The 13,967-nt window shown below is 45.2% G+C and carries 13 protein-coding genes; 11 read left to right on the plus strand and 2 right to left on the minus strand.

Annotation, left to right across the window (positions count from 1 at the left end; translation table 11 throughout):
* Nucleotides 1–48 precede the first annotated feature (48 nt).
* Entirely contained in the window at nt 49–2,742 is a 2,694-nt protein-coding gene (locus AAEU32_RS13360) for a TonB-dependent receptor (protein ID WP_421971035.1), read from the minus strand.
* Between the two features lie 539 nt (nt 2,743–3,281).
* Nucleotides 3,282–3,635: a hypothetical protein gene (locus AAEU32_RS13365; RefSeq protein WP_421971036.1), complete on the minus strand. Its 354-nt coding sequence runs from the start codon at nt 3,633–3,635 to the stop codon at nt 3,282–3,284.
* 405 nt (nt 3,636–4,040) lie between these two features.
* Between AAEU32_RS13365 and ccoN the strand changes: the two genes are divergently transcribed.
* The 11 genes from ccoN to ttcA all read left to right on the plus strand — a co-directional run bounded on the left by ccoN (nt 4,041) and on the right by ttcA (nt 13,918).
* Complete coding sequence (gene ccoN, locus AAEU32_RS13370; protein WP_421971037.1) at nt 4,041–5,474, plus strand: cytochrome-c oxidase, cbb3-type subunit I; 1,434 nt, start codon at nt 4,041–4,043, stop codon at nt 5,472–5,474.
* 11 nt (nt 5,475–5,485) lie between these two features.
* A complete protein-coding gene (gene ccoO, locus AAEU32_RS13375; RefSeq protein ID WP_421971038.1) occupies nt 5,486–6,106 on the plus strand; it encodes a cytochrome-c oxidase, cbb3-type subunit II in 621 nt (206 codons plus the stop codon).
* Nucleotides 6,107–6,111: 5 nt separating this feature from the next.
* Entirely contained in the window at nt 6,112–6,297 is a 186-nt protein-coding gene (locus tag AAEU32_RS13380; protein ID WP_421971039.1) for a cbb3-type cytochrome oxidase subunit 3, read from the plus strand.
* Entirely contained in the window at nt 6,294–7,262 is a 969-nt protein-coding gene (gene ccoP / locus AAEU32_RS13385) for a cytochrome-c oxidase, cbb3-type subunit III (RefSeq protein WP_421971040.1), read from the plus strand. The genes AAEU32_RS13380 and ccoP overlap by 4 nt, the downstream gene beginning before the upstream one ends.
* Before the next feature lie 113 nt (nt 7,263–7,375).
* Nucleotides 7,376–7,870, plus strand: coding sequence for a FixH family protein (locus tag AAEU32_RS13390; protein ID WP_421971041.1), 495 nt, complete (start codon nt 7,376–7,378; stop codon nt 7,868–7,870).
* Nucleotides 7,871–10,249 (plus strand): heavy metal translocating P-type ATPase, encoded by a 2,379-nt coding sequence (locus tag AAEU32_RS13395; RefSeq protein ID WP_421971042.1) that lies wholly within the window; start codon nt 7,871–7,873, stop codon nt 10,247–10,249.
* Nucleotides 10,246–10,419, plus strand: a complete 174-nt coding sequence (ccoS, locus tag AAEU32_RS13400) for a cbb3-type cytochrome oxidase assembly protein CcoS (RefSeq protein ID WP_421971043.1) — start codon at nt 10,246–10,248, stop codon at nt 10,417–10,419. Before AAEU32_RS13395 ends, ccoS begins: the two co-directional genes overlap by 4 nt.
* Complete coding sequence (locus AAEU32_RS13405; RefSeq protein WP_421971044.1) at nt 10,406–11,077, plus strand: sulfite exporter TauE/SafE family protein; 672 nt, start codon at nt 10,406–10,408, stop codon at nt 11,075–11,077. The genes ccoS and AAEU32_RS13405 overlap by 14 nt, the downstream gene beginning before the upstream one ends.
* A 34-nt stretch (nt 11,078–11,111) precedes the next feature.
* Nucleotides 11,112–11,867, plus strand: coding sequence for an FNR family transcription factor (locus AAEU32_RS13410; protein WP_421971045.1), 756 nt, complete (start codon nt 11,112–11,114; stop codon nt 11,865–11,867).
* Between the two features lie 105 nt (nt 11,868–11,972).
* Nucleotides 11,973–12,896, plus strand: coding sequence for a universal stress protein UspE (gene uspE / locus AAEU32_RS13415; protein ID WP_421971046.1), 924 nt, complete (start codon nt 11,973–11,975; stop codon nt 12,894–12,896).
* Nucleotides 12,897–13,006: 110 nt separating this feature from the next.
* Nucleotides 13,007–13,918 (plus strand): tRNA 2-thiocytidine(32) synthetase TtcA, encoded by a 912-nt coding sequence (gene ttcA / locus AAEU32_RS13420; protein WP_421971047.1) that lies wholly within the window; start codon nt 13,007–13,009, stop codon nt 13,916–13,918.
* The last annotated feature ends 49 nt before the right edge of the window (nt 13,919–13,967 follow it).

Genomic DNA, 13,967 nt, shown 5'->3' on the forward strand with positions numbered 1-13,967 from the left:
ACCACATAGTGGTAGGCTTTTTACTCAATGTGCTAAAGCAAACAATGATTAGAACTTAACATTTACAGTCGCGAAGAAGCGACGACCTAGTACATCGTACGTGTACGGGTCAGTGTTAGAGTCATTGTTACCTGTGTAGTATGGAGGCTGCTTGTCAAACAAGTTGTTCACACCACCAGAAAGCGTTACTGCATCGCTAACGATGTAAGAGCCGCTTAGGTCATGGTACACAACGCTTGGCGTTGTAGGAGCAAGGCAGCTTGTTTTACCGATACAGTTGTAGCTATCCATACCTGCGATGTAGCGCGCCTTGTACTGCGCATCCCAGCTATCGCCAGCAACACTTAGCGTGAAGTTTGACTTAATGTCAGCATAACCACCGATACCTGCAGTAATAAGGCCTGCGTAATCAGTTGTATCGTCAAGTACAGTTACTACGTACTCGTCTAGGTAAGTTGTATCAAGAGCCGCTTTCCAGTTAAGGTCAGCTGCTTCAAATGTGTAAACTAGGTTGATGTCTACACCTGAAGTCTTCTCAGCACCAATGTTTTGTAGTTGGTTGTTGAACTTGATACGACCTGTTGTGTCCATGCTGATGTTAGCTGATTGACACAAAACGGTGTTCGCGTTTGCAGAAGTAGCAAGACACTGATCAACAATGTATTGCTCGTTTACAGACGCAATAGCATTTTCAATTTCGATATCGTAGTAGTCAACAGTCATGCTGAAGCCTTCGAACCATTGTGGCTCATATACGATACCAGCAGTGAACGTATCAGCTTGCTCAGGAGTTAGAAGCTGGTTACCACCTACAGTTACTTCTGCTTGGTCTTGTGCACCAGGGAAAGTAACTTGTTCGAATGAAGGTGAGTTACCTGAGTAAAGCTCATCAACAGTTGGCGCACGGAACGCAGTTGATACTACGCTACGCATCATCAGCTCGCTGTTTACTTTCCAAGTAAGACCTAGCTTCCACGTTTCGTCTGAACCGAATGTGCTGTAGTCAAACGCACGAATAGCAGCGCTTAAATCTACCATTTCTGCAAATGGTGCATCCGCGATTAGTGGCAATGCAAATTCAACGTATGCTTCGTTTACATCGAAGCCACCTGACGTTGGCTCAACTTTAGGATCGTTAGCAAGACCCTGAGCAGTCAGTGAATCAGGGATGTACCATGCTTTTTCTTGACGACGCTCGATACCTGCTGCGAATGCTGCATAACCTGCTGGCATTTCGAACATTTCACCTGAAAGTGACGCCGCGATTAGGAATAACTGGCTACCACCTGAGTTTTGCTCAGTGTATAGGAACTCTTGCATGTTATCGTACTGCCAAGAGCTTTGTGCGATTGGGTCGAATGTACCCGCTGTAATAGCGTCTTGGATTGAACCCATGTTGTGTAGGTTCTCAAGGCGGTCTACTGAGTCGTTACGACCAAAGTTTGCAGAGAAGTCCCATGCGTAATCACCGATGATACCTTCAGCACCGATAACTGCACGCACTGTATCTACAGTTTGTGAGAAGTTACGCGTACCTGTGTCTGTCATACGACGACCGTAGAAGATGTCGTCGCCGTATTGGTAGTTAACAACTTCTGTTTGCACGAAATCACCGTCAGCGTCTAGGTCATAGTAACCGTCGCCATCGATGTCTACACCGCGCTCATAAGTTTGGCTAAGTAGAGACTCGTCCATACCTTCAGCATAAGTGAAACCAAACCATACTGGTTGTGGTGCCATTTGTTGCTCTGACCAACGCTTAGTGTAAGTGAATTCAGAGAACAACATTGTGTCGTCGTTTAACTCGAAGTTCGCAACACCTGTTAGGTTCAGACGCTCCATCGGCGTGTACAGGTAACTTGTCGCTGAGTAGTTGTAACGGTCAGCGTTAGTGAACGGGTGGTACTCGCCACCACGACCTGAAATGCCAGAATCTACAGCTAGACCTGTTGTCGACTCTTCGCCGTCTACAAGCACAGTACCTGTATTGTCATTCCAGATGTGGCCGCCTGCAGAGTATACAGAACCTGCACAGTAAAGACCGTTTGCACCTTCTGCTAGTGGGCATTTAGAAAATGCACGATCAGCTTGTGATGCGTCGCCACGGTCAGTGTACTGAAGACCGATTACTACGTTACCGCGGTCAAAAGAACCACCTAATGTGATATCGAATGAGCTCTCTTCAGCATCACCTTCGCCAGACATAGCCGTGTTAACGTTCATGTCTAGACCTTCGAAATCATCTTTAAGGATGATGTTCACAACACCAGCAACAGCGTCAGTACCGTATACTGCAGATGCGCCGTCTTTAAGTACTTCTACCTGCTTGATCATAGAAACAGGGATAGTGTTAAGGTCAACAGTTGCAGCAGCACCTGTGCCTGAGTTGATCATACGACGACCGTTCACAAGAACAAGCGTACGCTGAGCACCAAGACCACGAAGGTCGATACGTGCGTTACCGCCTGAACCGTTGTTGATGCCTGGGTTGGTCATCGCACCGCCAGTAGCGGTCATTTTTTGAAGAACGCTATCGATGCTTGTTGCGCCCATCGCTTTGATGTCGTCTGCACCGATAAGTGTAACTGGGCTAGCGGTTTCCATATCTGAACGCTTAATGCGAGAACCCGTTACTTGAATTTTCTCAATCGCTTCAGCTGAAGAATCTGCTGCGATTGCTTGAACACTTGAGAACATAGGCAGTGCTGCTAATACAGCTAGCCCTAGTTGTGTCTTTTTCATAATAAACCCTACTTGTTGAAGTTTTACCTAATTTAGGTAGGTATGCAGTTCATTTTTATATGAATCTCCTGCATAGCGGGCAGCAACTTAGGCGGATTTAACTGAACAATAACTGAATGAACGAACACCATACAACCAAACCAATGAAACTCAAATTTTTGTGATGGCGCATGTAAAGAAATGTAATAAATGTATCCGCTAAGCCGTGTTGTTTTTAAGGCTTTTAGCATTTCTAAGTTATCGTAAATTTGATACTTGAAACTGAAGTGTCGATCTTTGTAATCAAATGTAATCATCCATGATTACAACTACTCGGACGAATATTTACAACTTGTACACAAGCGGTTATTCATACGTTTAAAATAAGGGATGGAAATTAATAGCTTAACGATCAGCTTATATATGGTCGGATGTGCAACATCGATGAGGATAAGAACAAAACTAAACTCTTACAGACGATAACAGCGCCCTGCTGTACGTAATTATTACAGGTCTAAGCATCAAATGACGGTAATAAAGTGGCTGAACCCTTATGCTCGTTAAAATTGAGAGACGGTAATGGGATAAAAAACAGAGCGCGCTTGCCCTTGGTACTGAATATCGACGTTGAGATGCCACACCATGCGAGGCTCTGAGCAGCTACCTACCATGATCCTTGCTACCCATTTGTGCGTATCGACTTGAGTAAACTGAACTGGAATGGTGCCCATATACATTGTCACCCCTGTCATGGCTGCGCTTTTTACAGCGCCCTGTTTATTTAGAGTCAGTGACACCTCAAATGGTGTCTCTGGTGACACGGAGTCTTCGCTAATAGCAAAGGTGCCGATTTCAGTAGTGTGCGGGTGGAATGTACAACATTCAGACGTACGCTCATTATCGTCTATACTCATGGCTGCGTCGTCACAACCACTTAGCATAAAAACCAATGTTAAACATGCGATGAAATTAATGACTACGGATGTAGGTTGAGTGGGCCACATGATTGATTATTGAGCGTTTAGTTACTGCCGATTTTATCGGATGACAAGATAGCTGGCTAGGCATTAGTTAAAAAATCCACAACTTCGGGTGATTATTTGATTGAAGTCATTATTTTAGCCATTTACGCTATCTTTTTAAGATCAAAAAATTTATCATTTCGACCGCAAATAATAAGAGTGTACCGAGTTTGCTTTCTGAAACGCTTAGCTTAATGAGAGTTTTAGGTAGCCGGCTTGTACACCATTCGTAGGCCCTATTCGAGAGAATAGGTATTTCATTTCTAATCGCATAAATAATGCAGCGGAAACCTGACAATGAGCCAAACAGTAGCATCACAAACTGAGTACAACTATAAAGTTGTTCGCCAATTCGCTATTATGACAGTGATTTGGGGCATCGTTGGCATGAGTGTTGGTGTACTTATTGCTGCCCAGCTAGCCTGGCCAGCATTAAACTTCGACACCCCATGGCTAACTTACTCTCGACTACGTCCGTTACACACGAACGCAGTTATCTTCGCATTCGGTACTAGTGCCCTATTTGCAACATCTTACTATGTTGTACAGCGCACCTGCCAAACGCGCCTTTTCTCCGACAAACTTGCAGCATTCACCTTCTGGGGCTGGCAACTTGTTATCGTATTAGCAGCTATCACTCTGCCTATGGGTATCACTACCTCTAAAGAATATGCAGAGCTTGAGTGGCCAATCGATATCTTAATCGCCGTCGTATGGGTTTCTTACGCTGTTGTCTTCTTTGGCACACTGATCAAGCGTAAAGTGTCACATATCTACGTAGCCAACTGGTTCTACGCAGGCTTCATTATTACCGTTGCTATCTTACACATCGTAAACAGCATGGCAGTACCTGTGTCTATGACTAAGTCATACTCAATCTATGCTGGTGCAGTTGATGCGATGGTACAGTGGTGGTACGGCCACAACGCGGTAGGTTTCCTACTGACTGCTGGTTTCCTTGGTATGATGTACTACTTCGTACCTAAGCAAGCAGGTCGCCCTGTTTATTCATACCGTCTATCGGTTGTTCACTTCTGGGCACTTGTATCTCTATACATCTGGGCTGGTCCACACCACCTACACTATACTGCCCTACCTGACTGGACTCAGTCGCTAGGTATGGTGATGTCAGTGATTCTATTCGTTCCTTCTTGGGGTGGTATGATCAACGGTATCATGACGCTTTCTGGCGCATGGCATAAACTACGTACGGATCCTGTACTACGTTTCCTTGTTGTTTCACTGTCTTTCTACGGTATGTCTACGTTTGAAGGTCCGATGATGGCAATTAAGTCAGTAAACGCACTTTCTCACTACACTGACTGGACTGTAGGTCACGTACACTCAGGTGCCCTAGGTTGGGTTGCAATGATTTCAATCGGTGCAACATATCACCTGATCCCTGCATTGTTCGGCCACAGCCGTATGTACAGTGTGAAACTCGTTAACACGCACTTCTGGCTACACACTGTTGGTGTTGTTCTATACATCGTAGCAATGTGGATTTCAGGTGTAATGCAAGGTCTTATGTGGCGTGCAGTAAACGAAGACGGCACATTGATGTACAGCTTCGTACAATCTCTTGAAGCCTCTTACCCGTTCTACATCATGCGTTTCCTAGGCGGTGTATTCATCGTGGCAGGTATGCTTGTGATGGCTTACAACAGCTACCGTACAATTGCAGCTAAAAAAGGCTCAATTGCAGACGATACGCAAGCACAAGTAGCTTAAGGGGTAAGGTAATGAGCAACAAAAACTCTAACAACAAACACGAAATTGTTGAAAAGAACGTTGGCCTAATGGCTATCCTAACAGTGTTCGCTATTAGCTTCGGTGCACTTGTGGAAATCACACCGTTGATGTTCCAAAAAGACACCACTGAGCCTGTAGACGGCTTACGCCCTCTTACAGCGCTAGAGCTTGAAGGCCGCGACATCTATGTGCGTGAAGGTTGTTACAACTGTCACTCACAAATGATCCGTCCTTTCCGCGACGAAGTTGAGCGTTATGGTCACTACTCAGTAGCGGGTGAAAGCGTTTGGGACCACCCATTCCAGTGGGGCTCTAAGCGTACCGGTCCAGATTTGGCTCGTGTTGGTGAACGTTATTCTGACGATTGGCACTACGCGCACTTAATGGATCCACGTGCAGTGGTTCCAGAGTCAAACATGCCAGCTTTTCCTTGGTTGGATGAAAACGTACTTGATGGCGAGTTAACTGCTAAGAAAATGGAAGTCTTCCGCGACTTCGGCGTACCTTACACGGATGAGCAAATCCAAGGTGCCCAAGAGTCGGTTAAAGGCAAGACTGAAATGGAAGCGCTTATCGCTTACTTGCAGCAACTTGGTACACACTTGAAGTAATTATTATGGATTACGGCACATTCAGAGGCATTTTAACTCTGGTAATAATGGTACTTTTTATCGTGATTGTGATTTGGGCGTTTAGCAAACGAAGCAAAAAACGTTTTGACGACGCCGCTAACGCAGTGTTTGAAGACGAAAATAAACACCAAAGCACAATCACTAATGAGGAAAAGGAGTCTGAGAAATGACTAGCTTTTGGAGTATTTGGGTCATCGTCTTAACTTTGGCCTGTCTCGTTCTTATCTTCGGCCTACTTATTTGGAACTTGAAGAACTACGTAGGTGTTGAAGAAGGCGAGAGCTGCGGCCATGAATTTGATGGCATTGAAGAAGTAAACAACCCATTGCCAAAGTGGTGGACATACATGTTCCTAGCGACCTTCGTTTGGGCAGTATACTACCTAGCAATGTACCCTGGTCTGGGTAACTTTGAGGGTTTCTTGAAGTGGAAGAGCTCTAACCAAGGTGTTACATCGATTGAAGAGTCTAAAAAGGCTGTTGAAGAGATGCACGCTAACGGTTACCGCATCCAGTTAGACGGCGAATACCGTGCAGCAGAAGAAAGATTCGGCCCAATTTTTGAGTCGTTCGCAAAGCGTGACGTGCTAGACCTAGCCTCTGATGAGCAAGCTCTAGAGATTGGTCAGCGCCTATTCTTACAAAACTGTGCACAGTGTCACGGCTCTGATGCGCGCGGTGGTGACGGCTTCCCTAACCTAACTGACAAAGATTGGTTATATGGTGGCACACCAGACAAGATCAAAGAGACCTTACTACAAGGCCGCATCGCAGCGATGCCTAGCTGGGAAGCTGCACTTGGCGACCAAGGTATCAAAGAAATGACAGCGTACGTGCTGAGCTTGTCAGGTCGTACAGTTAACCAACGTGACGCAGAAGCAGGTAAAGCGAAATTCGCAATGTGTGCTGCGTGTCACGGTGCTGATGGTAAAGGTTCACTGGCTCACAACCTACCATTTGGTGCTCCTAACTTAACTGACAACGTATGGCTATACGGCGGCGGCTCTGCTCGCTCTGTTGAAGAAACGTTACGTAACGGCCGTGCAGGTGTGATGCCAGCATGGAAAGACATTCTAGGTGAAGACAAAGTTCACCTTCTGACTGCGTACGTTTACAGTCTTTCTCAGGATAAGTAATCGCTCGATATTAATCGAAATCAAAAAAGCCTCCTATTTGGAGGCTTTTTTTTAGGTTTTTACCCGCTTATGCCGTAAAATATGCGCCACTTAATGGCAAGAATTTCAGTATTATGAACACAACTCCCTGGTATAAGCAGTTTTGGCCTTGGTTCCTTCTTTTCTTCCCTCTGGTGACCATCATCGCCTGTGTAGGCTTAATCACTCTAGCCGTTGGCAATGGCCCTGACATGGTCGTTGATGACTACTACAAAAAAGGCAAAGCCATTAATTTAGAACTGACTAAGTTTAACAAAGCTAAAGCGCTGTACTTACATGGCGATTTAGATATCTCAGACGAGCGTATTACTTTCACCTTTACCAAAGGCGATGCCTCAGCGGTAGCTGCGCTCAATGTAGGCTTGTACCACCGCACCATCAGTGACAAAGACGTTACTTTCAAATTAACGAAGAATGCACTGGGTCAATATACAACACTCCTTGACTCCCCTATTGCTCAAGGTGCTTATACGGTCTTTTTGACACCTTTTGATGATTCTTGGAAATTAAAAGAAAACGTTCAACTGCCTCTAAAATCTATCGTTAAAGTGAGTCCTGAGTACAAATAAATGAGTCACAAACAGTGCTTTCATTGTTTGGAGCCTGTGCCAGCAGGCTTCGACGCAACGGTAGAAATTAACGCCAATCATCAACCTGTATGCTGTATTGGCTGTCAGGCTGTTGCCGAAACGATTATTGCTCAGGGAATGAGTGATTATTATAAGTATCGTACCGTCTCAGCAGGCAAGGTGCAGCAGCTTGTTCCAGAGCAACTCGCGCTTATTAAAAGTTACGACAATGAGAGCATCCAACAAGAGTTCATTTCTACCCATGGTGATGATAAAGAAGTGTTGCTCAGTGTTGAGGGGATCAGCTGCGCTGCATGCGCATGGCTCATAGAGAAACAGTTACTCGCACACCAAGGCGTAAAGCGCGTTGATGTAAACACTTCCACGCACCGCGCGATGATTGTCTGGGACGACACTCTTGTGAAACTCAGTGCGCTAATCAAAAGCCTTGCCGAAATAGGCTACAAAAGTTATCCATTCCAAGCCGACAACGAAGCCGCGCAGAAACAGGCCCAAGCACAAAGCTTTGTTCGCCGTTTAGGTGTAGCAGGCTTGATGACCATGCAGGTAATGATGTTTGCCTTTGCCATGTACTTTGGCATGTTCTCGGGCATGGAAGAAGGATTCGAGCAATATTTCCGTTGGATCAGTCTCACCCTTGCGACCCCTGTCATTTTTTACTCTGCACTGCCGTTTTTAACTAATGCCATAACGGGACTCAAAGCCAAGCAGCTGAACATGGATGTCCCCGTGTCTTTAGCCATTTTCGGCGCCTATTTTGCAAGTTGTTATGCGACATTAACAGGCACCGGAGAGGTATATTTTGAGTCTATCTGCATGTTTACCTTCTTACTGCTACTAGGTAAATATCTTGAATTCAGAGCGCGACTCAAAGCCAGTGAATTCACTGCAAATTTACAACAACTGCTGCCATTAACCGCACGAGTTGTCACTGACTCACAAGAGCAATTGATCAGTGCCAAACTATTAAAGCTTGGCGATATCGTGCGCATCAAAGCCGGAGAAACAATTGCTGCTGATGGTGAAGTTGTTGATGGGCGCTCAAGTGTTGATGAGTCGATGATGACAGGTGAACACCACCCTGTGAGTAAACGTGTTGGTTCACAAGTTCATGCAGGCACAGTCAATCATGATGGCGTACTCACTATCAAAGTGAATAAAGTGGGTCAAAACACGCTGGTAAATCAAATAATTCGCCTACAACACAACGCCTTGAGTAAGCGCCCTCGCATTGCGCAAATCACCGACAAGGTGGCGCAATGGTTTGTCGCCTGTCTGTTAGTTTTTGCCTCAATAACGGCCTTTTCGTGGTACCAAATTGACCCAGAGCATGCGTTTTGGATAACCATCGCCGTTTTAGTAGCTACTTGCCCGTGTGCGTTGAGCTTGGCAATCCCCACCGCCCTTACCTGTGCAGTCGCGAATCTCACTAAGCGTGGTGTATTAATCAAAGAGGCTCACGTTTTGGAGACGGCCACCAAACTCACCACTGTGGGCTTTGACAAAACAGGCACGCTAACGCTCGGGCGTTTCGCCATAACGCGTACGCACATGCTTAGCGACGAATACGAGCAAGCTCAGATGATGTCACTCGCTGCCAGTTTAGAGTCGTATTCAGAGCACCCTATTGCCAAGGCATTTATAGATATAACCCCTATTCACCCGTTACCTGAACAAGTAGAAATTGTTACTGGGTTTGGTATCAGTGGGCGCTGGCAGAACAGACATGTTCATTTGGGTAAAGCCTCGTGGTTTAACACTGATCACAGTATTAATGCACAGGTCGTATTATTTATCGAGCAACAACCTGTGTGCGCCTTTTACTTGCAAGATCAGGTTCGTGACCACGCTCACGCGCTACAAACAGCGCTGCAAAGCCAAGGCATTAAGCGCATTATGCTCACTGGCGACTCATCGGATGAAGGTGAGAAACTCGCTAAACAACTGGACATGGACGCATACCACTGCGCACTTTTACCACAAGACAAACTTGCGCTAATGCAACAGTGGCACAACAAAGGTGAAATTTGTGCCATGATTGGAGATGGTGTCAATGATAGCCCAGTCTTCAACGCCGCTCATTTGTCTATTGCTATGGACAGTGGTGCAGATATATCTAAAAACACTGCAGACGTGGTGCTGTTAAATAGCGATTTGCGCTCGGTATCGCAACTCGTGCGCGTAGCTAAACAAACGCGTCGTATCATTCGACAAAACTTAGCGTTATCATTGTGTTATAACGGTGCAATTCTTCCATTGGCGGCAATGGGCTGGGTTGCGCCTTGGATGGCGGTGATTGGTATGTCAGCCAGTTCGATCATCGTGATAACAAACTCTCTAAGGTTACTGCGTCTATGAGCATCATCTTTGTCCTGATCCCCATTGCAATATTGTTTGTGCTTATCGCCATTGGCATATTTTTTTGGGCTGTGCGCAGTGAACAATTCTCCGATTTAGAGAAACAAGGCCACAGCATCCTCTTTGAAGATGACAAAGAGGAGCACGAAAAGAGTAATGAACGAGATTAATTTTGTAGCCGCCCTACTTATGGGCCTCGCTGGCAGTGGCCATTGTGTTGCCATGTGTGGGGGCATCGCGGGCAGCTTTCAAATGGCAGCTAAAGGCTTGCCCGCTATAGGCAGTGCGATTGCTTATAATCTTGGCAGGTTACTCAGTTACACGCTTGCTGGAGCCCTAGTCGGTGGTTTTAGCGCTATATTCGCTAAACAAAGTACGATTTTCAGCCAATTTCTAAGTATCTTAAGTGCCGTGTTTATGATGCTCGTGGGTATTTATGTAATGCGCTTATTCAATACCCTAGCTGTCGTTGAGAAATTCGGTAATTGGGCGATTTGGCGCCACCTCGTTAAGCTTAATAAACATTTGATGCCCGTCGACACATACCCTAAAGCGCTACTATACGGGGCATTATGGGGCTGGTTACCTTGTGGGTTGGTGTACAGCGCACTTACTTGGGCAATTTTTAGTCAAAGCACTGCCCATGGCGCCTTATTTATGGCATTATTTGCACTTGGCACCTTACCTGCTTTACTAGCACTAGGACTGGGTGTTCACGCCGTTAAGCGCGTTCTGAACACGCCTTGGGTAAGACTCGTGTTAGGCAATCTATTACTTTGGTATGGGTTGTATAGTTTGTTTGTTGCAAGTTTTGCACTTAACACGTAGATTTTAGTTTCACTCTTGATCTCTGGAATGAAAAATGGATGTAAAAACAAAACTTTCTGGCAAATTAGCCGGAAAATCAAATTGTACTATCAGCTGTAATAACTGCTCTATCTCACAGTTATGCTTGCCGTACAGTTTAAATGGTGAAGAGATGGAACGTCTTGATGAGATCATTGAACGCAAGAAACCTTTGCACAAAGGCGATTACTTGTTTGAGTCTGGGAATAAACTCAAATCAATTTTTGCGGTGCGCAGCGGTTCGTTTAAATCATTCACCTTATCAGAGCAAGGCGAAGAGCAGATCACTGGCTTTCATTTAGCTGGCGACTTAGTGGGTTTTGACGGTATTCAGAATTTTCAGCATCAAAGTTTCTCACAAGCGTTAGAAACCTCAATGGTGTGTGAAATCCCATTTGAAACCTTGGATGAACTAGCCGGAAAACTCCCTAAATTACGTCAACAAATCATGCGTTTGATGAGTAATGAGATCAACTACGATCAAGAAATGCTGCTGTTGCTGAATAAAAAAACCGCAGAGCAACGCCTAGCCTCTTTCCTGTTTTCGTTATCTCGACGCTTTAGTGAGCGCGGTTTTTCTGCACGAGAGTTTCGATTGACCATGACTCGAGGTGAGATTGGTAACTATTTGGGTCTTACTGTTGAAACAATCAGTCGTCTATTGAGTCGCTTTCAAAAAGCGGGCTTTATCAGCGTAGACGGTAAGTTCATCACCATCAATGACCGTGATGAGCTAGCTAAAGCGGCGGCAATGTCTATTCCAAGCTCTTGATCTAAAACAAAACTTAACCGAATGCGCCTTTAAATACCAAAGATATAGGTTACACTCAAATGAGTAATCTATACTCATATACTACAGGTATCACGGAGGCGCATCATGGACAAAATAAAACGCATTCTCGCAGTCATCGACCCTACATCAGACGAGCAACAAAGTTTATCGCGAGCTGTTGAAATAGCTGATCGAACAGGTGCACAGATCACCGCGTTTATGTCGATTTACGATTTTTCCTACGAAATGACCACTATGCTCAGCGCAGACGAGCGTGAAGTCATGCGCAAAGCGGTCATTACAGATAAAGAGCAATGGTTGTCATCGCTGGCCTCTAAACATGAAGGCAATCAGTTCGACACCAAAGTTGTGTGGCATAACCGTCCATTTGAGGCAATTATCCGTGAAGTGCTCAATGAAAACTACGATATTGTCATCAAAGGCACGCACCAGCACGACACCCTTAAATCAGTTATTTTTACCCCCACCGATTGGCACCTTATTCGCAAATGTCCAACGCCCGTTTTATTAGTTAAAGACCACAAATGGCAAGTTAACGGTGCCATTATCGCGGCAGTAAACGCATCCACAGACGATGATCAGCACCAAGCGCTCAGCGAGCGGATCATTAAAGACGCGCAATTTATTGCCAAAATGGCACAAGGCGATTTACACATCGTCAATGCCTACCCTGCAACGCCAGTCAACATTGCTATTGAGATACCTGAGTTTAATCCAACCCAGTACAATGAAACCGTAAAAAATCATCATGAAGAGTCCACACTCGCGTTAGGCAATAAATTTGATATTGCCCCAGATCATCAACATGTTGAGGAAGGCTTGCCCGAGGATGTGCTGCCACGCATTGCCAAAAAACTTGATAGCGAATTGGTAGTCATTGGTACAGTCGGGCGCACAGGCTTTAGCGCAGCGCTCATCGGCAACACTGCAGAGCACGTGATTGACAGGCTTGATTGTGACGTACTCGCTTTAAAACCCGATGGTTATAAAAGCCCACTCGAAGGCTAATTCTCTTTAACCCATTACATAAAGGCAGCCTCGCTGCCTTTTTCTTGATGCTAGGCCCATGTAAGCCTATAATACGCGCCTTTGTTTTTAGCCATCATGAGGGTGCATAGGTGTCGCATTCAGTTCAAGCCAAAGCACAATATAACTTCAACAAATTGCAGAAGCGTTTACGCCGCAATACTGGTCAAGCCATCGCCGACTTTAATATGATTGAAGAAGGTGATCGCATTATGGTGTGCCTCTCAGGTGGTAAAGACAGCTACACCCTGCTCGATATTTTGCAAAACCTACAGCGCTCTGCGCCAGTGAACTTTGAATTGTTTGCGGTTAACCTTGACCAAAAACAACCTGGATTCCCTGAGCACATTTTGCCTGAGTATTTAGATTCATTAGGGATTGAATACAAAATTGTAGAGGAAGATACCTACTCTATTGTTAAAGACAAAATCCCTGAAGGGAAAACAACCTGCTCTTTGTGTTCACGCCTGCGTCGCGGTATTTTATATCGCACTGCAAAAGAAATGGGTGCAACAAAAATTGCGCTGGGTCATCACCGAGATGACATGATTGAAACCATGTTTTTAAACATGTTTCACGGTGGAAAGCTCAAAGGCATGCCTGCAAAATTAATGAGCGATGACGGTCAACATATGGTTATTCGTCCTTTGGCATACTGTAAAGAAGTCGATATTGCCGCCTATGCTGAGCAAAAAGAATTCCCAATCATCCCATGTAACTTATGTGGCTCTCAGGAGAATTTGCAGCGTCAGAACGTCAAAGCTATGTTGCAGCAATGGCACAAACAACATCCTGGTCGTATTGAGAGCATATTCACCGCGATGCAAAATGTGGTGCCATCACACTTAGCCGATACGCAATTGTTCAATTTTGCTGACCTCGAAACGGGCGATGTGATTGATGGTGGCGACATTGCCATGGATAAGCCCGAGTTCAATGACGCCCAGCAAAACGACACGCCAAGTGACAATGTAGTGAGTATTCAGCCAATAGAACTGAATTAAACGAATAAGACATTAAAAAAGCCGCTCACCAGCGGCTTTTTTATCATTT

The organism is Pseudoalteromonas maris (genome assembly GCF_049257235.1).
In the GTDB taxonomy this organism is placed as follows: Bacteria; Pseudomonadota; Gammaproteobacteria; order Enterobacterales; family Alteromonadaceae; genus Pseudoalteromonas.